Here is a 24,240-nt window from a genome sequence, read left to right on the forward strand (position 1 = left end):
AATCTATAAAAAACAAAAATCATGTCATTAGAAGTAGGCCAAACAGCACCGGATTTTGAATCAGTTGACCAGGATGGAAATCCCATCAGGCTTTCCGATTTTAAAGGCAAAAAGGTGGTTTTGTATTTTTACCCCAAAGACAATACCCCCGGATGTACTGCCCAGGCCTGCAACCTGAGAGACAATTATGAGGCCCTTCAAAAGGCGGGATATGTGGTTTTGGGCATCAGTTCTGATTCCGGAAAATCACACAAAAAATTTATAGAGAAACATGAATTGCCTTTTTCACTGATCGCTGATGAAGACAAGAGCGTGCATGAAAAATACGGAACCTGGGTAGAAAAAAACATGTATGGCCGAAAATACATGGGTACTGCCAGAACTACTTTTGTCATCGATGAGGAGGGTAAAATCGAAGAAATTATCTCAAAGGTAAAAACCAAAGAACACACCAATCAAATTATCAAATAATTCCAAATCAATGGAAAAACATTCAACAGAACAATTGCAAGCAATCTGCTCTCAGGTAAGGAGAGACATTTTAAGGATGGTGCATGCCTGTCAATCAGGTCATCCCGGAGCCTCCCTGGGCTGTACGGAATTTTTCGTAGCCCTTTATTTTGATCAAATGAAGCACAATAAAAATTTCAATATCGATGGGATAGGCGAGGATTTATTTTTTCTTTCCAATGGACACATTTCCCCTGTCTGGTACAGTGTGCTTTCCAGAAGTGGCTATTTTGACACCAAAGAACTGGCCACTTTCAGAAAAATCAACAGCAGACTTCAGGGGCATCCGGCCACCGAAGAAGGACTTCCAGGTATCAGAGTGGCCTCCGGCTCTTTGGGACAAGGATTGTCTGTGGCTATTGGTGCAGCCCTGACCAAAAAAATGAATGGTGACAAGCAGACCGTCTATGCCCTGATGGGAGATGGAGAACAGCAGGAAGGACAGATTTGGGAAGCCGCTATGTGTGCGCCCCATCACAAGGTGGATAATTTAATCGCTTCCATTGACCTGAACGGACAACAAATCGATGGTCCTACGAAAGAGATCATGAATTTGCTGGACCTGAAAGCAAAGTGGGAAGCCTTTGGCTGGGAAGTGATCGTCACCGAAAATGGCAATGACATCACCAACGTGCTGCAATCCCTGGAAAAGGCGAAAAGCTTGCTTGGAAAAGGTAAACCAGTACTCAACCTGCTCCATACCGATATGGGTTTTGGGGTTGATTTCATGGTAGGCACCCACAAATGGCACGGTGTGGCTCCAAATGACGAACAATTGGAAAAGGCCCTGGGCCAATTGGAAGAAACGCTGGGAGATTATTAAAAGCGATCAGACTTGATCATTAAATGGTTTGAAAAATGGAAAAAACACTCGATACAAAATATACTTATACAGAAAAGAAAGACACCCGTTCCGGATTTGGTGACGGTTTTCTTGAGCTTGGCAGAAAAAACAAAAATGTGGTCGGTTTGTGTGCCGATCTCATCGGTTCTCTCAAAATGGGTGCCTTTCAAAAGGAATTCCCGGACCGGTTTTTTCAGGTGGGCATTTCAGAAGCCAACATGATGGGCCTGGCAGCAGGTATGACCATAGGCGGCAAAATACCATTTACCGGTACCTTTGCCAATTTTTCTACGGGACGTGTATATGACCAGATCAGGCAATCTATTGCCTATTCTGAAAAGAATGTGAAAATTTGTGCCTCTCATGCGGGTCTTACCCTGGGTGAAGACGGTGCCACCCACCAGATCCTGGAGGATGTGGGCATGATGAAAATGCTGCCTAATATGACGGTGATCAACCCTTGTGATTATAACCAGACCAAGGCAGCCACATTGGCCATAGCAGACCACGAAGGCCCCGTGTACCTTCGCTTTGGCAGGCCCAGCTGGCCAATATTCACCCCAGCGGATCAGCCATTCGAAATCGGTAAGGCCTGGAAAATGATCGACGGAAAGGACGTTTCCCTTTTTGCAACCGGCCACCTGGTATGGGAAGCTGTCGTAGCCGAAGCCATGTTGAGAGAAGAAGGTATTTCCGTGGAATTGATCAATATCCACACCATCAAACCTTTGGACACAGCGGCAATTCTTGCCTCCGTGGCCAAAACCGGCTGTGCAGTGACGGCCGAAGAGCATCAGCTTAATGGAGGTTTGGGTGACAGCGTTGCTCAAACCCTGATCCGAAACAACCCGGCCCCTCAGGAATTTGTCGGTGTAGATGACTCCTTCGGCGAATCAGGCAAACCAGTGGACCTACTGGAAAAATATGGATTGAATGCGGAAAACATTGTAAAGGCGGTGAAGAAAGCCATTGCCAGGAAATAATCATACATGCCAACCAGGTTAAAGGCGGAAAAAGAAAACTTTTTCCGCTTTTTTTATGGAGACAGAAATTAGGTTAATATACAGGAAACAATTATTTTTAACGCTACTCCCTCGGCCCCATACCATGCAAGTATCCTACTTACCCTTTTCGAAAATCCTTTTTTTCTTTTCATTGCTGTTCATTTTCATGATGGAGTTGAAAGCACAGACCCTTACTTTTGAAGAACAGGAAGATGGCTGGCTTTTACTGGACGATGGAAAGCCACGGTATTTTTACCAAACGGCGACCAAGTCCCTTGATGGAAAATACCCCAGGGCAAATTACATTCATCCTTTATACAATACAGATGGTGAGGTGGTGACGGAGGATTTTCCGGCCGACCACCCGCATCACCGTGGAATATTCTGGACCTGGCATCAGCTTTGGGTAGGGGATCAAAGAGCAGCAGACCCCTGGATCTGCGAAGATATCATATGGGAGGTCAAAAATGTAAAAACCCAAACCAACCCAAACGGTTCGGCTAGCCTGGAAGCCAGGGTCATTTGGAAAGGCACAGGAACCGTCAAAAAAAACATCCTGGAAGAAACTTTAATCATCAGCTACCAGCGAATCTCTTCAAGGGCCTTTAAACTCGCTTTTGACATTACTTTAAAGCCTTTACTCTCCGATGTACGATTGGGAGGATCCGAAGACCCCAAAGGGTATGGCGGGTTCTCTCCCAGGATCAAATTGTCCGAAAATGTAGGATTTTTTGATGAAAATGGAGCGGTGGTACCACAGGAGTTGGCTGTCCAGGCAGGCCCATGGATCAATGTTACCAGAGAAAAAGCTGAAGATCCTGGCGTGGTCATCATGGGAGAACCTGACAGGCTTCCCTCCTACCAGGGTTGGATATTAAGATCGGAAAACAGCATGCAAAACATGGCATTCCCTGGAAGTGAAGCCCTTCTGCTGAGCAAAAAGGCTCCTCATTTAAGGTTCAAAAATCAATTATTGGTACACCAGGGCATGGAAAAACAAGAAATCGCCAATCAATACCGGATCTTTAGAAACCAACCCTGAATTACTTTAACATTTTCATTTCATGTTGTAGAGCCATTCATCAGCTAAACCAAAGGTGATGACGCCAATATATCCCTCCATTACAACCCGGACTATGCATTAGGAATCGTAATGGATAGGCTAATGCATACTTCGGGTTCAAAGGACGGCACCCTGTTATGCCCCGGTTTTGGATAAAAAAAAGGCAATGATCAGAGACCATTGCCTTAGAGTTGGTTAATTGTTTCAAAAATTGGGTTAAAAGCTTATTTAGCTGGTTCTACTTCTTCTTTTCATTCACTTCTTTACCCATGGCATCATATTTCTTCTTCACTTCTCCTTCAGGAGTTTCGCCTTCGAATTTTACCATGTAAAAAACCACAGCTTCTTCCATTACCTGATGAGCTTCCTTGATTGTGAGATCTTTGACAGCCTCATCATTTTGAATGGCTTCTTTTACCTTTTCCGGAAGGCTTTCAGGATCAATTTTTGTAGTCTCCTGAATCATTACCTGATCTGCAGATTTCACTGTCTCGGCATTGATTCCGGCAAAGGCCAGAACACTCATTGCGGCAAGGGATAACATTAACTTTTTCATAACATTTTTAATTTATGGTGTTAAATAATAGTTGGTTGAAAACAATACTATTTAAATATTATTTTCAATTATACTTATCCAAATGTTATGCCGAATTAATTTAAAGTTTTTAATTTATATAAAAACAGGCTTTAAAGGTTACCTACCCCATTAATTCAGGTTAAAGCGCACCGCCAAGAAATCTTGACCCCGTAAATAGCTCGTCAAAATGTGTGGATTAATTACCACAACCTGTAAATGATTGCAAGCATAAAACTCCCTGAGGTCAATAATTTTTTGGTGCGTCAAGTCATAATATTGACCAGAAATACCCCTTTTTTGGTAGGAAATGGTAGAAAAAGCGGTAAATAATATCCCAAGTCGATTGGCCAGGGCAGCCAAATAATACTACAGCCTTCAGGTAATTTTCTCGGGAGGGACACCCTACCGAAAAAACAGGCTATAGATTTAATGGAAGAGCTCTCCTGTCTTTCCTGGGAAAGCCTTATATTTGCGCCTCAATAAATTTGACCTTATGATAAGTATGGATATCCAGCAAACCATTACAAAAACCATAGCCGGTGCATTCCGGGATTTATTTGATCATGCGGTGGATCCGGATAGTCTTGCCTTGCAACCTACCCGAAAGGAGTTTGAAGGTACCTATACATTTGTCATCTTTCCTTTTTTAAAGATCACCAAAAGCACCCCGGAAGCCAGTGGGGAGAAGCTTGGTGCTTATTTACAGAAAAACCTTCCCGAAGTAAGCACATTTAACGTGGTGAAAGGGTTTTTAAACATCTCGCTCTCCTCTTCGTATTGGATGAATTTGTTTCAGCAATTGTATGAAGCAAAGGATCATGGTCGATTTCCTTCCAAAGGTAAAAAGGTCATGGTTGAATACAGTTCGCCCAACACCAACAAACCCCTTCACCTGGGACACCTTAGAAATAATTTCCTGGGTTTTGCCGTTTCCCTTATCCTGGAGGCCTATGGTTATGAGGTAATCAAATCCAATCTGGTAAATGACCGGGGAATCCATATATGCAAGTCCATGGTAGCCTATGAAAAATTGGGTAAGGGAGAGACTCCGGAATCTTCAGGACTGAAAGGGGATCACCTGGTGGGTAAATACTATGTCCTTTTTGATCAGGAATACAAAAAACAAATCAGGGCACTTACCGAATCCGGTTTAGAAGAAGCCGCAGCCAAAAAGTCTGCCCCCTGGATGAAGGAAGCGCAGGACATGCTCGTGCGCTGGGAAGCGGGAGATGCTGCCACCATTGATTTGTGGAAAAAACTAAACGGTTGGGTTTACCAGGGCTTTGAAGAAACCTATCGGAAGATGGGAGTAGATTTTGATCAATACTATTACGAGTCCGACACCTACCTATTGGGAAAGGACATTGTTGCCGAAGGGTTAAAAAAAGGCGTATTTTTCAAAAAAGAAAATGGTTCCGTATGGGCTGACCTCAGTGAGGAAGGCCTCGATGAAAAATTGGTTTTGCGGGCCGACGGAACATCTGTCTACATGACACAGGATATGGGAACGGCAGATTTGAAATACAAGGACCACCACATTGAAAAATCCGTTTATGTGGTGGGCAACGAGCAGGATTATCATTTTGAAGTTTTGTTTAAGATCATGCGGAAGCTCGGCAGGCCTTATGGAAATGGCCTTTACCACCTTTCCTATGGCATGGTGGATTTACCTACAGGCAAAATGAAATCCAGGGAAGGTACCGTAGTGGATGCCGACGACCTTATGGCCGAAATGGTGGCAACAGCCCGGGAGCATACGCAGGAATTGGGGAAAATTGAAGGATTTAGCCAGGAAGAAGCCGAAGCACTTTATGAAATTTTGGGATTGGGAGCCTTAAAATATTTCCTATTAAAAGTCGATCCCAAAAAAAGGATGTTGTTCAACCCACAGGAATCCATAGAATTTCAGGGCAATACAGGGCCTTTTATCCAGTATACCCATGCCCGGATTGCGGCTATCCTGAGAAAGGCTGCACAAATTGATCTGGATTATTCCCCTGCCCAATTTCAAGGCTATGCTACATTGGAGAAAGCCGAAGAAAGTTTGATTTATCAATTGGATGATTACAGCAACAAGGTCCATTTGGCTGCTGAAGAACTGTCACCGGCGGTCATCGCTCAATATTTATTTGATTTGGCCAAAGAATATAACCGCTTTTATGCAGAACTCCCTATATTTAGTGAAACCAAAGCAGCAGTGCAGGCTTTTAGAGTAGGCTTATCCGCTCAGGTAGCCAAAACAATTAAGTCGGGCATGGGTTTGTTAGGTATCGTTGTACCCCAAAAAATGTAACTATGAAAATTTTACTCAGTTTTACCGCTTTAGCCTTACTGGCTTTCCAGTCCCCCCAATCCAATAGACAGGAATTTCCTATGGAAAACAACGACCTGGAATTGGTTTCAAATGAAGATTATATGAATATACAAGAAAATTTTTATGATTTTACCATGAATGATATTGATGGTAATCCGGTTGATTTTTCTGCTTTTAAGGGCAAGAAGCTTTTAATCGTCAATGTGGCATCAAAATGTGGTTATACCCCGCAGTACGCAGAATTACAGGAACTTTATGAAGCTTATAAAGACCAAATTACAATTTTGGCTTTTCCTGCAAATAATTTCGGAGGCCAGGAACCGGGAACGAATGAGGATATCAAGTCCTTCTGCTCTGAAAACTATGGAGTTACCTTTCCGATGTTCGAAAAAATATCTGTCAAGGGAGTAGACAAGCATCCCTTATACCGCTGGCTTTCTGACAAAAACCTGAACGGATGGAACAATACAGAGCCTTCCTGGAATTTTTGTAAATACTTTATCAACGAAAAAGGAGAGCTGGTTAAGTTTTTTCCTTCTTCCGTCAAACCAATGGATGAGGAAATCATTGCTTTGATCAAGGCCTGAAATCTTGTTTATAGGTTGATGGTCTGAAACCAGGGGCAAATTTCCTAGGGAGGGAATTTGCCTCGTTCATTTATTTGTTTAAAATTATTCTTCAGCTCTTGAGTATTATCAACAAAAGACAGGCATGGGTTCATGCCATGAGATTGAGAACTTTGCCCTTAGCCCTATCAAGTATTTTGATGGGAACTGTCATTGCCTTTCAAACCTCCGGTATCAAATGGTCTGTTTTTGTACTTGCTGCCCTCACCACTACCCTTTTGCAGGTCTTGTCGAATCTGGCTAATGACTATGGAGACAGCATTAATGGGGCGGACCACGCAGGTAGAAAAGGCCCGGTAAGGGCAGTACAGTCAGGTATCATTTCCCTCTCTGAGATGAAATCAGCCATGATGATTTTTGCCATGCTGTCTTTTATCTCTGGTGTAAGCTTGTTGCTTATTGCATTAGAGGAACCATTGAAGTTTTTGCTATTTTTGGGAATAGGAATACTGGCCATTTGGGCGGCTATTTCCTACACTTCCGGAAGCAAACCCTATGGCTATGCTGGTTTTGGAGATTTGGCTGTATTTGTCTTTTTTGGTTGGGTAGGTGTCATGGGTACTTACTATCTGCATACCCAAACATTTGACTCCATGTTGTGGCTGCCCGCATCTGCCGTGGGTTTATTGAGTACTGCGGTACTTAACATCAATAATATCCGGGACATACAATCAGACAAAGCGGCAGGCAAACGTTCGGTACCTGTAAGAATAGGAAAAAATGCCGCCACAAATTACCATTGGTTTTTATTGGTTTCAGCCCTGATCCTTTTTATTGTATTCATATTAATGGAAAAAGCATGGGGGGGGTTATTTTACCTCCTGGCCACACCACTGATATTAAAAACAGGTTGGGCCCTGGGAAAATTTGATTCTCCGGAGAAACTGGATCCTTACCTGAAAATCATGGCCGTTTCCACTTTTTTATGTGTTTTGTTTTTTGGTTTGGGCTGGTTGATTTTTTAAACAAATTGAGGATTTACTACCTATTCTGTTGATATTTTTGTAGTTTCCCTGCATTATAAACTTAAATAGTTCGAAGCAAAGATGAAAAGCATTTTAGTACCTTATGATTTTTCGGAAGAAGCAGAAAATGCCTTCCAGTTGGCACAGGAATTAGCTGCCAAAGCTTCCTGCAAGTTGAAATTGGTTCATGTCATCGAAATTCCTACCGCCCAACATTTTAATACTATGGGTGAAATCAACATGGAAGATAATTTCATTGACAGGATTTATATGGTGGATTTGGTAGATAAAAGAAAGGAACAGTTTAAAAAACTGGAAGAAACGCATGCCGTAAAACCTTATCAATTCAGTACCAACCTGTTATTTGGCAATCCTTATGCAGGCATATCCAGCGAAATCACCGAAGTCAAGGCGGATCTGGTCATTATGGGCTCAAAAGGATCCAGTGGCCTGGAAGAACTGTTGATAGGCTCGAATACTGAGAAGGTGGTCAGGCATTCCTCCTGTCCTGTGATCACGGTGAAAAGTCCTCTGAAAGCAGAAGATTTAAAAGTTATCGTATTTGCGAGCGATTTCAGCGAAGACAGCAAAAAGGTCATGAAGCAACTCAAGGATTTTCAAGAGCTTCTGGAGGCTGAAATCAGGTTGGTCAAAATCAATACCCCAAACTCATTCGAGAAATCTAAAATCTCATTTGAGAAAATAAATGGATTTGTAAAAGCCAATAAACTGACAAATGTTCAGATTGACATCTACAATGCCGATACCGAGGAGGAAGGAATCATTGAGTTTGCAGATGAAATCAATGCAGACCTGATTGCCATGGCTACCCATGGGAGAACAGGGTTTCTACACCTTCTCAGCGGAAGCATTGCAGAAGATGTGGTCAATAGCGCCAAAAGGCCTGTATGGACCATGAAGTTTAAAAAGTAAAAGCGGATTTATGGGTAGAAAAAAAGACAATGACTGGAAAAAAAGGGATGGGGTGGTGTATTCTACCGCAGAAAATTTTGATTATGACGAAAATGACTCCGAATCAGGTGAAACTCTTCCACCCAAACAGCAACATTTAAAAGTGATGTTGGATAAAAAGTCAAGAGGTGGGAAACAAGTCACTTTGGTTACTGGTTTTATCGGTAATGAAGAAGATCTGAAATCTTTGGGAAAAGCCCTGAAAACAAAATGTGGTGTTGGAGGGAATACCAAAGCAGGAGAAATCATTATTCAGGGTGATCAGAGGGAAAAAGTGCTGGAGCATTTAATTCAGGAAGGATACAAAGCAAAAAAATCCGGAGGCTAAATGTCTCCGGATTTTTTTTTGCCCTCACCAACAATAACCCCGTATATTTTTAACCCCCGGATAGCAGAAGTTTACCGACCACTTTTTACAGTTGGACGAATTTTTTCCAGGATAATAAAGAATACCACTACCTTCATATCATCATATTTTTACTACCGGCAAATCCGGTAAAGTTTGGAAGTTCGTATGTACTTCTAAAATTAACAGCAAAAAATAACAGCAGCAATGGGACAGTTCAGATTATTAAGCTTCAGTACAAAAGTGACAACGAAAGAAGATTTTAACTTCTACCTGGATCTTGAAGAAACTAAAAAACTACTCCTTCAGTTAAAACACTGGCCGACCATAAAAGAAGCCCTGGTCTTGTCCGTTCCTGAAAGGACAGAAATCCTGTATTACAGTTCAGAAGTCCTGGATGATGCGATTTATTCCGCCATTGTAGCGATTAAGGCGAAGGACAACTTCCCTGCCGCTAACTTATTTCAGCATAGCTGTAATGAGGAAAGGTCACTGACCCATCTCTCCGAGCTCTGTTTTGGTGTTCAGTCTTCCACCTACGGATCGGTCCCCCTCTTTCCCCATTTTGTTGCGGCATTTTCTACCGCTTCTCAATGTGGCATGACTGGTGATTTATTGGAACAATGGTGGAATCACCTGGTAAGTACAAATAATGCCATTAAAAATGAAGTGAGTTTTCAATTTCCCAATTTTTCGATCTCCTATACAGTCACAGACATGGTTACGGAATTGATAAGAAAAGTGAAAACTCCGAAAATCGCCATCGTCGGTTTCAATGCCCTGGGCAAACGGGTCTACCAAAACCTCACCCAAAAGGGATTCAACAAAATAACCATTGTAGAAAGCAGCATCACTTCTTTTTCAACCTTACAAGGTGAGGAATTGAAAAATTTCATCTTTGAGCCATTTGATCAAACGAAAAATGTGCTTCAGGAAAATGATATCGTGATTTCCACACTGGAAGATCTGGAGCCGGTATTTTCTCAAGAACTGGAAACACCAGATCTTTCCTCCCCAAAAGTATTGATAGACCTGTCTTTAAAAGGAGATTTCCTGGCTTGGTTAAACCATCATGAATTGGTGATTTCTTTCGAGCTGGCAGATATCTATCAGATAATTGAAAATAAAATGGACATCAATAAAAGGTGGTTAAAGAAAGCAAAACCCCTTATTGCTCAAAGGAATGCGGTATTTTTTGATTGGATGGATAAAAAAAAAGGTTTGAATATGCTAGATCAAGCCAATGACTTACTTAATAAGCACTCCTTCGGAGATCAATATTTTACCAAAGTCATGAATAATGACAACCTTAAGGTCAAAAAAAGCTTGACCAGCAGCCTGATGAATAAACAGCTTTTGAAAAAGTCAATTGAAAAAATCAGAAGTGCTTCTCCTTATAAAGACATGATCAATTATGAAAGAATGGTAAACGATTTTTATTTATACAATTAATTTTTGTCAATGATTTTTTCAACCTATTAAGCTAAAATATAAAGAAGTTTTTTGGTTAAGTTGGTTTATTGTTTCAGAGGCTCCGGATGGAGCCTCTTTTTTGCGTTGGAAAGCAGCATATATTTTGTATGTTAGAAATAGCTCACTAAATTTGCCCTATCATGATGACCAAAAAGAACAGATACACTAACATACTATTTTTACGTTTTTCAAATGCAGCCTGGCATCATGCAAACCATATGGTTACCGGAAAGTAGCTCAAAATGCCGAAGCACTTTTTCAATCAAAAAATACTACAATTTATTTAAAATCATATTGTACCTATCATTACATGGAAAATATCATCAGAATTGCTGTTCAAAAAAGCGGAAGGTTAAGTGAGGAATCACTGAAGTTAATTAAAGAATGCGGCATTAAATTTTACAACGGAACAGGAAAATTAAAGTCTACTTCTACCAACTTCCCGATAGAATTTTTGTTTTTAAGAGATGATGATATTCCGGGATATGTGGCAGATGGAGTGGCAGATTTGGGAATTGTCGGAGAAAATGAGGTAGTCGAAAAAAACAAGTCCATTGATGTGCTTAAAAAACTGGGTTTTTCCAAATGCCGCCTATCCCTGGCCATACCGAAAGGAGAAAACTATACGGGAATGAACTATTTTGAGGGAAAAAGCATCGCTACTTCCTATCCTAAAATATTGGGTGACTACCTGGAGTCTCAGAAAATTAAGGCCGAAATACATGAAATCAGTGGATCTGTAGAAATAGCCCCCAGTATTGGATTGGCAGAGGGTATCTGTGATATCGTCAGTTCCGGCTCCACCCTGATGATGAATGGCTTGAAAGAAGTAGAGGAGATTTTCCAATCTGAAGCAGTCCTGATTTGCCACAAGGGCATTTCGAATCTAAAGCAACAAACGGTTGAAAAACTGCTTTTTAGAATGGACGCTGTTCAAAAAGGCAAGAAGAACAAATATGTCCTTTTGAATGCTCCAAATGATTCATTGGATCGCATTGTCTCGCTGATACCCGGAATGAGAAGTCCTACCATATTGCCACTGGCAGAGCAAGGCTGGTCTTCGGTACATTCAGTCATCAGTGAAGACCAGTTTTGGGAAAACATAGAGGAATTAAGGGCCGCTGGTGCCCAGGGAATTTTGGTAGTGCCCATAGAAAAAATGGTGATTTAAACGCATTTTCAACAAGTGCAAACTACCTGTTGCAGCTTTACTGGTCAAAACTGAATATAAAATTTCCTGTAATTATCAGGGCTCAATTAAATACGATATAACATGAAAATCCTGGTGAATCCTGACATCCATACCTGGAGCAAAGAACTGGCCAGGCCGGTTCAGAAAATGAAGGATATCGAAAAGATCGTCAAACCGATCATGAAGAAAGTAAAGCGTCAGGGCGATAAGGCTTTGAGGAAGTTTGCTTTGGAATATGACCATGTTGAAATTGAACAGTTATTGGTAACTCAGGAGGCCCTGGATAAAGCCGGCCAAAAAATCGATACCCGGCTAAAAGAAGCCATACAGACCGCCAAAATAAACATAGAGAAATTTCATAAACTGCAGGAAGCCCCTCCCCTAAGCACCGAAATCATGGATGGCGTTACCTGCATGAGAAGAAGTGTGCCCATCCAGAAAGTAGGACTCTATATTCCGGGTGGTACCGCACCCCTGTTTTCCACCGTATTGATGTTGGGTATTCCAGCTAAATTAGCTGGTTGTCAGGAGATTGTTTTATGCACTCCTCCGGATACCAAAGGAGAAATACATCCCGCCATTTTATTTACTGCCAAAATGGTAGGTATTGATAAAATTGTTAAAGCCGGAGGTGCACAAGCCATCGCTGCCATGACCTATGGTACGGATTCGGTGCCAAAGGTCGACAAAATATTCGGTCCTGGTAACCAGTATGTTACTGCGGCCAAACAGTTGGCTACCAAGCAAGGCGTGGCCATAGATATGCCTGCCGGGCCTTCAGAAGTACTGGTATATGCTGACGAAACGGCCATCCCAGAGTTTGTCGCTGCCGACCTGCTTTCCCAGGCAGAGCATGGGGTAGATAGTCAGGTGGTTTTGGTATGCCCCACGGAGAAATTTGTAAAAAAGGTAATCAAATCTGTTAACCTTCAATTGGAAAATCTTCCCCGGCAAAAAATTGCTAAAAAAGCCCTGGAAAACAGTGTAGCTGTGGTCATGTCGTCTACTGAAAAAGCCCTGGACCTGATCAATGCCTATGCCCCCGAACACCTGATCATTTCAGTAAAAGAGGAAGATAAAGCCGTATCAGGTATAATTAACGCAGGATCTGTATTTATCGGCAATTATACGCCGGAATCAGCGGGAGACTATGCTTCAGGGACCAACCACACCCTACCTACCAATGGGTATGCCAGGAGCTATTCCGGAGTATCCCTGGATAGTTTTGTCAAAAAGATCACCTACCAGAAAATCACTGCTGCGGGGATTAAAGCTTTGGGCCCAACCATCGAAATCATGGCGGAAAATGAAAACCTGCTGGCCCACAAAAATGCAGTAAGCATCCGATTACAGTACCTCTCCAAAAACAAATAACATGGCGTTTGACCTTAAAAGCCTGTTAAGGCCACACATTGCGGCACTCAAACCATACTCCTCTGCCAGAGATGAATATACAGGCAAAGAAGGCATTTTTCTGGATGCCAATGAAAATCCTCTCGGTTCAATTACTCAGGATGCTTTCAATCGCTACCCGGATCCGTATCAAACAGCGCTGAAAGCCAGGTTATCCCAAATTAAGCAAGTACCTGCGGACAGGATATTTATAGGAAATGGAAGCGATGAAGCCATTGATTTGCTCTTCCGGGCTTTCTGCAGGCCTGGAATTGACAATATAATCATTCTCCCTCCTACCTATGGCATGTATGAAGTCAGTGCAGGGATTAATGATACCCGGGTGGTCAAGGTGCCTTTAAGCACTGATTTTCAGATGGAGGAAGAAAAAGTCCTTCAGGCTGTGGATGAGCATACCAAAATCATATTTATCTGCTCACCCAATAATCCCAGTGGGAATAAACTGAAAAGAGCATCCATCTACCAAATCCTTCGGAGTTTCGATGGCCTGCTGGTGGTCGATGAAGCCTACATTGATTTTAGTGATGAACCCAGTTTTTCTCTGGAACTGGATCAGTTCCCAAACCTTTTGGTCTTGCAAACCTTATCCAAAGCATGGGGGCTGGCGGCTTTGAGACTGGGAATGGCCTTCGCTTCCCCAGAAATCATAGCCATACTCAATAAAATCAAGCCTCCCTACAATGTGAGCGGGCTTACCCAGCAAACGGTGCTGCAGGCCATGAACGATATGGATAAGCTGGATGGGATGGTACGGGAAATCCTGACCCAAAAAGAATCACTAGCAGAAGAATTAAATAGAATTCCGCTGGTGGAAAAGGTCTATCCCTCCCAGGCCAATTTCTTGTTGGTCAAAGTACCACAAGCCCGGAAGGTCTATCAGGAACTTATTGGTAGAAAAATAATAGTAAGAGACCGGTCACAAGTACAGCGATGTGATGATTGTTTGAGAATTACTGTAGGGAGTATGGACGAAAATAAGCGCATGCTGCAGGCCTTAAAAGAGGTTTTGGAATGTCAGGCAGGCTCCTAAATCCCTGAACCAAGAAAATTATGAAAAGAAAGGTATTGTTTATTGATAGAGACGGCACCATCATCAAGGAGCCACCTACAGATTTTCAGGTGGATAGTCTTGAAAAATTGGAATTTATTCCCAGAGCCATTACCAACCTGAGTAAGCTGTCGGAAGATGGGGATTTTGACCTGGTAATGGTCACCAATCAGGATGGTCTGGGCACGCCCTCTTTTCCAGAGGAAACCTTCTGGCCTGCCCAGTACAAGATGCTTAAAACCCTGGAACAGGAAGGAGTGGTATTCAAAGCCATTCACATCGATAAGACCTTTGAGCATGAAAAGGCACCCACTCGCAAACCCGGTATCGGCTTGCTTAAGGATTACCTGAATGGGGAGTATGATCTTGAAAACTCCTTCGTAATAGGCGATAGAAAGACAGACGTTCAGTTGGCGAAAAACCTGGGTACCCGTGCCATTTTTTTCGGAACAGAGGAAATGCAGGGAGCCGATTTATGTATCCATTCCTGGGATGGAATTTACAACTTTTTAAAATTGCCTCCCAGAAAATCAAGTTTGAAAAGAAACACATCAGAAACAGAAATTTCCATTCACCTAAACCTCGATGGCTCCGGGAAAAGCGACATTCAGACCGGCATTCCTTTTTTTGACCACATGCTGGATCAATTGGCCCGGCATGGGAGCACAGATCTGGAAATAAAGGTAAACGGTGATTTACATATAGATGAGCACCATACCATCGAGGACACAGGATTGGCCCTGGGTGAAGCATATCTAAAGGCTTTGGGAGATAAAAAAGGTATTTACAGATATGGTTTTCTATTACCCATGGATGACTGCCTGGCCCAGGTAGCCGTTGACTTTGGAGGAAGACCCTGGCTGGTCTGGGAAGCCGATTTTAAACGGGAAAAAATTGGTGATATGCCCACAGAAATGTTTTTTCACTTTTTCAAATCCTTCAGCGACACGGCAAAATGTAACCTGAACATCAAAGCAAGCGGAGAAAACGAGCACCATAAAATTGAAGCCATTTTCAAGGGCCTGGCAAGGGCCATCAAAATGGCGGTAAAAAAAGATCCCCATGGGCTTGACCAGTTGCCAAGTACCAAAGGAACACTGTGAAACAAAAGGGCTATCCCGCCGTATTGGATAGCCCTTTATTAAAAAATAGCTGTTTTTTCTACCTTATTGCATTTACTTTTTAACAATTCCTAAAGCGATATTCTTACGCTTATCGTGGTAAATCAGGGAAGTTTCACATTGCCAGTTATTAACCTGGATTTGAGCTGATTTCTCCAAAAAAACCTTCAATTTCGTCACTGAGAAACCTTTTTCCTGATTGTGGGAGGAGTAAGAACCTGGTATTATCCCTATTTTGAAGATTCCCACGGCCTCCTCTGCTCAAACCCAGCCTATGGACGCACACTTTTTTTGAACATTTACAAGCTGAACTTCGGTTATTTATGAGATAACCTACGTCAGAATCCTAGCGATTGGATTGAAATGATAGGGAATTTTTGTAAAAAAAATATAAATCCAGTATATTTAAAACTAAATAGTTAATATATGAAATCTTCCTTTGCTCTTCCCTTCCTTTATGCTATGCTTTATTCCCTGCTTTTTAGCCAATGCATAGGTAGCTTCAGGGATGCAGAAGCATTGTACCAAAACGGCAGGTACGAAGAGGCCATTGAGGAATTTAACAAGGTTTTGTTTGTAAGTGCAACGGACCTGAAGACCTTACATTTGAGAGCCCGGTCTTACGAGGAATTGCAGATGTATGATAAGGCAACCAAGGATTACCGCAGAATCCTCAGTCTGGATCCAACTTATGCCCAGGCTTATGCAGGGATAGGAAAAATCGCCTGGGAAAAGGATGACATGAAGACTGCCGAAAAGAATTTTTTGCTGGCAGCCAGGCATGACCCCAAAGATTATGACATCCTTATTTTCCTCTCCAGGGCCATGATCAAAAACGGGAGGTATAAAAGTGCAGTGGAATTCTTGGATGAAGCCATCGGGTTAAAACCTGAAGAGCCCATGCCTCACTATTATAAAGGAATTGCCATGGCCTATTCCGGAGATGGTTTGGGAGTAATTGTTTCCTTTAACAAATACCTGGAAATTGAACCCGATAACCTGAGTGCCCATTACAACCGGGGATTTGCCCTGATGAAACTGGGTTATAAGGAATGGGCCATTGAGGATTTTGATAAGGTGTTGGATGACAATCCGAAACATTATGAAGCCCTGGCCAGACGGGCTATTTGCCTTATGGACAAAAATCCCCGGCAGGCTTGCTTCGACTTAGAAACAGCCGCATTAAACGGCAATTTACTTGCCAAATCAAATTTGCAACGTTGCAATGGCTACCAATGAGCGCAAGGATACATGAACTCATTTAATAATTTTTAACTGTATAAAAACCGTATTTCTTTCCGTTTTTCAGAAAAAAACGGTTATAAACCCTACTTTTGTTTTCTGAAATATGAAAAGCCGGAAACTAGTCATCATACCCACTTACAATGAGAAGGAAAATATCCAGGATATTGTAGCTGCCGTACTGCATCTTCCGGAGGTATTTGATGTATTGGTAATTGACGACGGATCTCCTGATGGCACCGCGGAACTGGTAAAGGCATTGCAGACCGATTTCCCAAACAGGCTTCATTTAATGGAAAGAAAAGGAAAGCTGGGATTGGGAACAGCCTACCTGGCAGGCTTTTCTTATGCGCTGGAAAAGGGCTATGAATATATTTTTGAAATGGATGCTGATTTTTCCCATGACCCCAAAGACCTCAGTAAACTGTATCTTAAGGCATATGAGGAAGGCCGTGATATGGTGATCGGCTCCCGCTATGTATCAGGAGTAAACGTAGTCAACTGGCCTATGGGCAGGGTATTGATGTCCTTTTTTGCCAGTAAGTATGTACAACTTATTACCGGCATTCCCATCAAGGATACCACAGCGGGCTTTATCTGCTACCACAGAAAGGTGCTGGAGGCCATTAATTTGGATAAAATCAGGTTTATCGGATATGCTTTTCAGATCGAAATGAAATTCACTGCCTGGAAACTTGGTTTTGATATCGTTGAATTGCCGATCATCTTCACGGACAGGACCAGGGGTACCTCAAAAATGTCTCAACACATTTTCAGAGAAGCCATTTTTGGGGTCATCTATATGAAACTAAAAAGTATTTTTTTTAAATACAAACGGGTCAATCAAACTTAATAGACTTTATTGGATTTACATTGCTGGTGATCATGGCTGGAATGAATAGCACCGCTGTAGTTATCAATAGAATCAAGACATTCAGGCCAATGATTACCGGCCAATTCCAAAATACTGGCACAAAGCTCATGTAATAATTCTCCGGATCAAGCTTGATCAATTGGGTTTGCTCCTGAATCCAGCCAAAACCCAATCCAATGAGGTTGCCCAAAATCATGCCTCTGCCAATAATACGCACACCATTCCAAATAAAAATATTCCTTATTTGCCTGTTTTTCGCTCCCAATGCCTTTAATAAGCCTATCATGGGTGTTCGCTCCATGATCAGGATAAAAAGAATAGACACCATGTTAAAAGCAGCTACAAATAAAATGAGAGCTAAAAATACATACACATTGTTGTTCAGCAATTCCAACCAATCAAAAATCTGAATGAATTTATCGGTAACCTTTACCAGTCTTAAATCATAATCAATAAAGTCATACAGGGTTTCTTCGTAACCATCGATTTCCTTCGGGTCTTTCAAAAACACCTCAAATCCACCTACCTGGGATTCGTCCCAATCATTGAGTATGCGGATGACCTGAATATCTCCCAGTACAATTTTGTCGTCAAAATCTTCGAGAAAGGTCTCATACAGTCCAACCACCTCCATTCTTCTGAATCGTGGTGGGTCCTGGACAAAGTACATGGTAACCCTATCACCCACATCCAACAGCATTTTTCTGGCGATCCTGGTGCTGATAACGATTTCATTGGCCGCTGTTCCATTTTCATTGAACTGAATGAATCGGCCCTTAACAAGGGAAGACTTAAAAGAAAGAGAATCAAATCCAGGTCCCACTCCCTTCATCATGACTCCTTCCACCTCTTCCTCACCTTTGAGTAATCCCGGCTTGTTGGCATATACCTGCACATGGCGGATATTGTCAAGGCTATTGTAATTGGAATAAAAATTACTTTCCGTACTCGTCGGTGAATCGTCCAGGGATTGACTCATGACAAAACGATTGACCTGATAATGCCCGGTAAAGGAAAAAACCTTATTGGATATCACCTCCTGAAATCCACCCAGTATCAGGAAGGAAATGATCATGATGGAAAGGCCCAATGCGATGCTGGCTACTGCGATCCGATGAATGGTCCCGGTGAAACCTCCCGTCTTTTTAAAACTGATTCTTTTTGCAATGAAGTAGGAAAGGTTCAATGAAGTCGTTTATTTTGTTAACCGAAACGCAAATTAATATGAAGCTCCTAAAATTAATACTTATCCTGGCATTTTTGTTTGGAAACCTGACATTTTGCAAGCAAAGCTCAGAAAACCAGGCAAAAATAACCGGGCAAACAATGGATCATCCTCCTGCCACCGAAGCTGTCCCGGGGGCAGACCGCCCTGAAATTTACCTGCCCAAATTGGCCAACAAACGGGTAGCCCTGGCGGTAAATCAAACCAGCGTCCTGACACAAAGTGACAACCTGCATTTGGTGGACTTTTTACTTCAGGAAGGAATTACCGTCCAAAAGGTTTTTGTTCCGGAACATGGGTTCAGGGGAGATGCGGATGCAGGTGAAAAGGTCGAAAATCAGGTGGATCCGAAAACAGGAATACCCTTGGTTTCACTGTATGGAGATTCTAAAAAGCCCTCGGAATCTGCACTGGCAGATGTGGATATCGTCATCTTTGATATTCAGGATGTGGGTGTCAGGTTTTATACCTTCATCAGTACCCTGCATTACCTGATGGAAGCCTGCGCTGAGCAAGGTAAAGCATTGATGATCATGGACCGCCCCAACCCCAATGGAGACTATGTTGATGGGCCGGTATTACAACCTGGCTATGAAAGTTTTGTGGGCATGCATCCCATTCCTGTGGTTCACGGTCTTACCGTGGGTGAACTGGCCAGGATGATCAATGGAGAAGGCTGGCTGAAAAACCAGGTAAAGGCCAATATTGACATCATACCAATTGACCAATGGCAGCACGCTAACCATTATACCTTACCCATCAAACCCTCACCCAACCTACCCAATGATGTGGCCATTCGTCTGTACCCATCTTTGTGCTTCTTTGAAGGGACAAATATAAGCCTGGGAAGAGGCACCCTTTTCCCGTTTCAGGTCTACGGCTATCCGGATCCAAAATTCGGAGACTTCACATTTACCCCTGTAAGCATTGAAGGAATGTCCAAAAATCCCCCTCAGCAGGATAAGCTTTGTTATGGAAAAGACCTGAGAAATGAACCGCTTACTCATCGGTTTACTTTGTCTCATTTATTGGAGGCATACAGAATAGCTGACAGTGGACCCAATTTTTTCAATAACTTTTTCGATAAACTGGCAGGAACGGATCAACTGAGGAAAGCCATTCTCGATGGAGAAGATGAAGCCAGCATCAGGGAGTCCTGGGCAGAAGATTTGGAAGCGTATGGCGCAAAAAGAGCTAAGTATTTGATTTACGAATAATGAACCATGGATAAGCAGCTTAGGATAATATTTATGGGCACTCCGGAATTTGCGGTAGCGCCGCTGGAAGCCCTGCTAAAGGAGGGCTGGCAGGTAGTGGCAGTTATTACAGCAGTAGACAAGCCCCAGGGACGGGGCCGAAAGCCCAGACCCTCACCCGTAAAAGAATGTGCCCTGCGACATGGAATTCCAGTCCTGCAGCCACCAAACCTTAAAAACAAAGAATTCCTGTCCGAATTAGCAACTTACCAGGCAGACTTGCAGGTGGTGGTTGCCTTTAGAATGCTTCCAGAAGTGGTCTGGTCCATGCCACCCAAAGGTACATTCAACCTGCATGCCTCGCTTTTACCAGATTACAGAGGTGCCGCCCCCATCAACTGGGTGCTGATCAATGGGGAAACAAAAACAGGTGTCACCACCTTTTTTCTTCAGCAGGAGATCGATACCGGAAATATCCTTTTTCAGGAGGAGGAGCCCATTCATCCGGAAGATAATGCAGGTAGCCTTTACGAGAGGTTAATGCAAAGGGGGGCCAGGCTGGTAGTGAAAACAGTGGAAGCGATCGCCACTAATAATGTTCAGCCTAAAAAGCAAGATCACCACAACGCACTGCATCAGGCACCGAAGATTTTCAAGGAAACGTGTGAGATTGACTGGAGCCAACCTGCCATTGCTATTCATCACCTCGTCAGGGGGCTTTCTCCTTACCCCGGGGCCAGGTGTTTATTGAATGGCAAATCCTGTAAAGTATTCAAGACTGAGGTGCTACCCCAGGAGAAGACCGACTTAAAAGCCGGGGAATTCAAAACAGATAACAAAACATATATCCATTTTCAGACTGGAAAAGGAGTTTTGTCCCTTTTGGAAGTGCAACTTGAGGGAAAAAGAAAAATGGATGTGCAAGAATATTTACGGGGAAATCCACTTATTTAGGGACTTGTTCCCCTGAAGATCACCCATTACACCAAAACGCAAAAAACGATTCAAAAGGATATTCAATTTCAATTTGAATTTTTCCCGTTCTTTTTACCGGATTGATTAAACCCAGCCGGTATTATCTGGTCTAAACACCTAATGGTTCCATTAATTGATGTTAAACTTTTAGAAATGATCAATGATCCCCAAACCCGGGATCAGGGCTTCAGAATTTTAATAGAGACCTATCAAAAAAGGGTATATGGCATGGTGAGAAAAATGGTCATCATCCATGATGATGCCAATGATGTGGTACAGAACACCTTTATCAAAGCATTCAAAAATATTCACCAGTTTAATCATAAATCAACCTTATTTACCTGGATCTACCGGATAGCGGTCAATGAGAGTTTAAATTTCCTGGAAAAGAAAAAAAAGCGGCGTTTTTTTTCCATGGAAGACCACCAGGAAGTAATGAAAGCCTACGTTGAGGAATCTCCACTGGTAGATGGCAATGAAATTCAACGGAAACTACAGCAAGCCATTTTAAAATTGCCAGAAAAGCAGCGACTGGTTTTTAACCTCAGGTATTTTGAAGAGATTCCCTATGAAGATATCAGTAAAATGACGGATACAAGTGTAGGTGGCCTCAAGGCGAGTTACCACCATGCCGTAAAGAAAATTGAAGAAATTCTGAAGCGGGAATAAACCTTCCCGCAATAAAACTGTCTAAAAGACGAATATGAATAAATTTCCTAAAGAAAATATATTTAAGGCTCCGGACAATTACTTTGAAAATCTGCCGGATACCATCCTAAATAGGCGGAAGCAGCAGATCAAACGCTATTATATCAGTGGAATAGCAGCTACTGCTGTATTGCTGATTGGATTCCTGATGCTGGCCATTGACTTTACGACCATGGAGGAGGTGGATCTTCAGGCTGAAATCAATGAAGATATAGAGTATTACATCGTTACGGGAATCTGGGATGATGAGGAAATATTGCTTTTGGCAGATCATCCAAATGATATTTTGGATCTCATAGCAGAGGAAGAATGGAGCCATCAGGTATGGGATGAAGAAGAATTATATCACAATGAAATCTGGTATTGATATGAAAAATTTAATCATGGTCTGGCTCATGATGGGAATCACCCTCACAGCCTTCGGACAAAGGGATCGGAATATTGACCGGGAAAAACTCGATGCCGCTAAGGTAGGTTTTATAACCAACAGGCTTTCGCTTACCCCCGAACAGGCAGAGAAATTCTGGCCTCTCTTTAATGAACACGAGGAAAACAGGATGTCCATGATGAGGGAAATGCGTAGTATTTCCCGGAAGAGCGAAGCTGAAATCAGCAATGAGGAGGCCAGAGAATTGATAAAAAGCAGGTTTGAAATTCAAATGAAATTATTAAATGCTGAAAAAGCGTTTCTTGAAAAAATTTCAGAGACCCTATCTCCGGTGCAGGCGTTGAGGTTAAATGAAGTGAACCGGGATTTTACCCGACATATCTATAGAATGCAAAGAAGGGATCGGGATTCAAGAAATCAGGAAAACCAGGAATGAGGGCCAGTTAGGGAAACAGGTTTTCTGCCAGATCTTTTTGAATTGATTCCAATTACTTGTCTTAAGTCAGTTTTTTTGATTTATAAACCTCAATTTTTTGTTAATTTGTGGCATGCAGCAAGCCATAACTTTATTTTCCCTGAATACCATCATCAAGGAATGCCTGGACAAGCAGCTCTCCCCCACTTATTGGGTCATTGCAGAAATTGGTGAGATAAGAGAAGCTGTACGAGGGCATGCCTATCTGGACCTGGTGGAGAAGACAGATGGGGAGATTCGGGCGAAGATGAGAGGTAATATTTGGGCCTACAGCTATCAGGCCATAAAAAGGAAGTTTCAGGGCACCACCGGCCAGCCGCTTAAAAGCGGCATGAATATCCTGGCTTTGGTCAATGTGCAGTTCCATGAACTCTATGGCATCAGCCTGGTCATCAAGGATATTGACCCAAATTTTACGCTTGGAGAAAGGGCAAGAAGAAGACAGGAAATCATTGAACGCTTACAATCAGAGGGATTATTAGAGCTCAACAGACAGTTTGTCCTTCCTGCCGTAAGCCAGAAAATTGCCGTCATCAGTTCGGTTACAGCTGCCGGATATGGAGACTTTATCAACCAATTGGATCAAAATCCATATGGATATAAGGTTCATTATCAGCTGTATCAGGCAGCCATGCAGGGAAAATCAGCTGCCGCTGAAATCATTGATGCCATCCAACAGATCGAAGAAACCGCTCCCGGATTTGACCTGATAGTGTTGATAAGGGGTGGTGGAGCGCAAACAGACCTGGATTGCTTTGATGACTATGACCTGGCTAAAGCTATTGCCAATGCTGCCCTCCCCATAGTAACCGGTATCGGACATGAAAGGGATGAATCTATTGCAGATCTGGTAGCCCATACCCAGCTCAAAACCCCCACAGCAGTGGCCAGCTTTATTTTATCCGGATTTCGTGAATTCGAAGATAACCTCCAACACAGTTTGATCCGAATAGAAAGATGGGTCCAAAGCAGGATCAAGCAGGAATCAGAGGGCATTATGGATCAAACCCATTTATTAAAGAACCTTTTTCAGGGCAAAATCAATGAGAAAATGCTTTTTTTGGATCGCATATCCCAACAATCCATGCGCTCGGCACTGCATAAAATAGAAAAAGATACCATCAAGGTAAACAATAATGGAAAATACCTCCATAAAGCGGCTTTGACCTGCATAAGTAAAGCCGCTGATAAGTTGAATCAACTTGAAAAGACCCTGGAGCGTTTAAATCCAGAATACCTCTTATCCAGAGGCTATACCAAAACCGAAAAGGATGGGATGCCTATTCATAGTCAGGAACTGCAGGCAGGAGATGAGCTGGTAACATTCAGCCAAAAACGAAAAATCACATCAATTATCAAAAAATTGGAGCAAAATGAAGAAAAACGCAGGTGAACCAGGATACGATGAAGCCTTAAAAAAATTGGAATTGATCGTCAGCAAACTGGAAGAAGAAGACCAGGGGATGGATGAACTTACCCAATTGGTAAAAGAAGCCAGCGAGTTGGTAAAAGTCTGTAAAAAGAAACTAAAGATGACTGAAGAGGAAATCAAAAAGGCATTTTTGGAAGAGGACTGAACAATTGTCCCACCATAGAAATAAAATCTGTAAAACATTGGCCTAAATTCAATATCCAATCAGGTTATTTTAGGCAAAAACTGTACATTTGAAAATAGATATTTGATCTTTT

The 24,240-nt window shown here is 42.4% G+C and carries 25 protein-coding genes; 23 read left to right on the top strand and 2 right to left on the bottom strand.

The genetic code is table 11. The annotated features are described in order from the left end of the window. Nucleotides 1-21: 21 nt before the first annotated feature. The 4 genes from bcp (at nt 22) to GL182_RS10565 (ending at nt 3,400) form a co-directional block, all read left to right on the top strand. Entirely contained in the window at nt 22-471 is a 450-nt protein-coding gene (gene bcp, locus GL182_RS10550; RefSeq protein ID WP_163379609.1) for a thioredoxin-dependent thiol peroxidase, read from the top strand. Between the two features lie 10 nt (nt 472-481). Beyond that, nucleotides 482-1,333 (top strand): transketolase, encoded by an 852-nt coding sequence (locus GL182_RS10555; protein WP_163379610.1) that lies wholly within the window; start codon nt 482-484, stop codon nt 1,331-1,333. Between the two features lie 35 nt (nt 1,334-1,368). Then, complete coding sequence (locus tag GL182_RS10560; RefSeq protein WP_163379611.1) at nt 1,369-2,337, top strand: transketolase family protein; 969 nt, start codon at nt 1,369-1,371, stop codon at nt 2,335-2,337. A 187-nt stretch (nt 2,338-2,524) separates the two neighbouring features. Further along, nucleotides 2,525-3,400: a DUF6807 family protein gene (locus GL182_RS10565; protein ID WP_240469774.1), complete on the top strand. Its 876-nt coding sequence runs from the start codon at nt 2,525-2,527 to the stop codon at nt 3,398-3,400. A gap of 259 nt (nt 3,401-3,659) precedes the next feature. Here the strand turns inward: GL182_RS10565 and GL182_RS10570 are convergent, their stop codons facing one another. Then, nucleotides 3,660-3,977, bottom strand: coding sequence for a hypothetical protein (locus GL182_RS10570; RefSeq protein ID WP_163379613.1), 318 nt, complete (start codon nt 3,975-3,977; stop codon nt 3,660-3,662). A gap of 523 nt (nt 3,978-4,500) precedes the next feature. Here GL182_RS10570 and argS point away from each other — a divergent pair. The 12 genes from argS (at nt 4,501) to GL182_RS10630 (ending at nt 17,563) form a co-directional block, all read left to right on the top strand. Next, nucleotides 4,501-6,291: an arginine--tRNA ligase gene (gene argS, locus GL182_RS10575; RefSeq protein WP_163379712.1), complete on the top strand. Its 1,791-nt coding sequence runs from the start codon at nt 4,501-4,503 to the stop codon at nt 6,289-6,291. 80 nt (nt 6,292-6,371) lie between these two features. Further along, nucleotides 6,372-6,899, top strand: coding sequence for a glutathione peroxidase (locus GL182_RS10580; protein ID WP_410492711.1), 528 nt, complete (start codon nt 6,372-6,374; stop codon nt 6,897-6,899). 98 nt (nt 6,900-6,997) lie between these two features. Next, nucleotides 6,998-7,903 carry a 1,4-dihydroxy-2-naphthoate polyprenyltransferase gene (locus GL182_RS10585; RefSeq protein WP_163379615.1) on the top strand — a complete coding sequence of 302 codons (906 nt, stop codon included), beginning with the start codon at nt 6,998-7,000 and terminating at the stop codon, nt 7,901-7,903. Nucleotides 7,904-7,984: 81 nt separating this feature from the next. Beyond that, nucleotides 7,985-8,836 (top strand): universal stress protein, encoded by an 852-nt coding sequence (locus GL182_RS10590; RefSeq protein ID WP_163379616.1) that lies wholly within the window; start codon nt 7,985-7,987, stop codon nt 8,834-8,836. A 10-nt stretch (nt 8,837-8,846) separates the two neighbouring features. After that, nucleotides 8,847-9,203 (top strand): translation initiation factor, encoded by a 357-nt coding sequence (locus GL182_RS10595; protein WP_163379617.1) that lies wholly within the window; start codon nt 8,847-8,849, stop codon nt 9,201-9,203. Nucleotides 9,204-9,428: 225 nt separating this feature from the next. Further along, the gene (locus tag GL182_RS10600) at nt 9,429-10,673 is read left to right on the top strand and encodes a hypothetical protein (RefSeq protein ID WP_163379618.1); all 1,245 of its coding nucleotides are present in this window, start codon (nt 9,429-9,431) and stop codon (nt 10,671-10,673) included. A 331-nt stretch (nt 10,674-11,004) separates the two neighbouring features. Then, nucleotides 11,005-11,865: an ATP phosphoribosyltransferase gene (hisG, locus tag GL182_RS10605; protein ID WP_163379619.1), complete on the top strand. Its 861-nt coding sequence runs from the start codon at nt 11,005-11,007 to the stop codon at nt 11,863-11,865. Nucleotides 11,866-11,967: 102 nt separating this feature from the next. Next, on the top strand, nt 11,968-13,260 hold the full coding sequence (gene hisD / locus GL182_RS10610) for a histidinol dehydrogenase (RefSeq protein ID WP_163379620.1): 1,293 nt from the start codon (nt 11,968-11,970) through the stop codon (nt 13,258-13,260). Nucleotide 13,261: 1 nt separating this feature from the next. Continuing rightward, nucleotides 13,262-14,329, top strand: coding sequence for a histidinol-phosphate transaminase (gene hisC / locus GL182_RS10615; protein WP_163379621.1), 1,068 nt, complete (start codon nt 13,262-13,264; stop codon nt 14,327-14,329). A 20-nt stretch (nt 14,330-14,349) separates the two neighbouring features. Then, nucleotides 14,350-15,450: a bifunctional histidinol-phosphatase/imidazoleglycerol-phosphate dehydratase HisB gene (hisB, locus tag GL182_RS10620; protein WP_163379622.1), complete on the top strand. Its 1,101-nt coding sequence runs from the start codon at nt 14,350-14,352 to the stop codon at nt 15,448-15,450. A 444-nt stretch (nt 15,451-15,894) separates the two neighbouring features. Next, nucleotides 15,895-16,707, top strand: a complete 813-nt coding sequence (locus tag GL182_RS10625) for a tetratricopeptide repeat protein (RefSeq protein ID WP_240469775.1) — start codon at nt 15,895-15,897, stop codon at nt 16,705-16,707. 109 nt (nt 16,708-16,816) lie between these two features. Then, nucleotides 16,817-17,563 (top strand): polyprenol monophosphomannose synthase, encoded by a 747-nt coding sequence (locus GL182_RS10630; protein ID WP_163379623.1) that lies wholly within the window; start codon nt 16,817-16,819, stop codon nt 17,561-17,563. On the opposite strand, the gene GL182_RS10635 is transcribed toward GL182_RS10630, so the two are convergent. Then, complete coding sequence (locus GL182_RS10635) at nt 17,550-18,770, bottom strand: ABC transporter permease (protein ID WP_163379624.1); 1,221 nt, start codon at nt 18,768-18,770, stop codon at nt 17,550-17,552. The two genes, GL182_RS10630 and GL182_RS10635, sit on opposite strands and share 14 nt — an antisense overlap. 38 nt (nt 18,771-18,808) lie before the next feature. Here GL182_RS10635 and GL182_RS10640 point away from each other — a divergent pair, with 38 nt between their 5' ends. From GL182_RS10640 to xseB, 7 genes are all read left to right on the top strand, one after another. Further along, a complete protein-coding gene (locus tag GL182_RS10640) occupies nt 18,809-20,026 on the top strand; it encodes an exo-beta-N-acetylmuramidase NamZ domain-containing protein (protein ID WP_163379625.1) in 1,218 nt (405 codons plus the stop codon). Between the two features lie 6 nt (nt 20,027-20,032). Beyond that, nucleotides 20,033-20,959, top strand: a complete 927-nt coding sequence (gene fmt, locus GL182_RS10645) for a methionyl-tRNA formyltransferase (RefSeq protein WP_163379626.1) — start codon at nt 20,033-20,035, stop codon at nt 20,957-20,959. A 141-nt stretch (nt 20,960-21,100) separates the two neighbouring features. Beyond that, complete coding sequence (locus GL182_RS10650) at nt 21,101-21,649, top strand: RNA polymerase sigma factor (protein ID WP_163379627.1); 549 nt, start codon at nt 21,101-21,103, stop codon at nt 21,647-21,649. Between the two features lie 34 nt (nt 21,650-21,683). Next, on the top strand, nt 21,684-22,055 hold the full coding sequence (locus GL182_RS10655; protein WP_163379628.1) for a hypothetical protein: 372 nt from the start codon (nt 21,684-21,686) through the stop codon (nt 22,053-22,055). Nucleotide 22,056: 1 nt separating this feature from the next. Continuing rightward, the gene (locus tag GL182_RS10660) at nt 22,057-22,512 is read left to right on the top strand and encodes a Spy/CpxP family protein refolding chaperone (RefSeq protein WP_163379629.1); all 456 of its coding nucleotides are present in this window, start codon (nt 22,057-22,059) and stop codon (nt 22,510-22,512) included. Nucleotides 22,513-22,624: 112 nt separating this feature from the next. Continuing rightward, nucleotides 22,625-23,944, top strand: a complete 1,320-nt coding sequence (gene xseA / locus GL182_RS10665; protein ID WP_163379630.1) for an exodeoxyribonuclease VII large subunit — start codon at nt 22,625-22,627, stop codon at nt 23,942-23,944. Then, nucleotides 23,925-24,128, top strand: a complete 204-nt coding sequence (gene xseB / locus GL182_RS10670) for an exodeoxyribonuclease VII small subunit (RefSeq protein ID WP_163379631.1) — start codon at nt 23,925-23,927, stop codon at nt 24,126-24,128. Before xseA ends, xseB begins: the two co-directional genes overlap by 20 nt. Nucleotides 24,129-24,240 lie beyond the last annotated feature (112 nt).

Origin of the sequence: Cyclobacterium sp. SYSU L10401 (assembly GCF_010993705.1) — a bacterium.
Taxonomy (GTDB): domain Bacteria; phylum Bacteroidota; class Bacteroidia; order Cytophagales; family Cyclobacteriaceae; genus Cyclobacterium.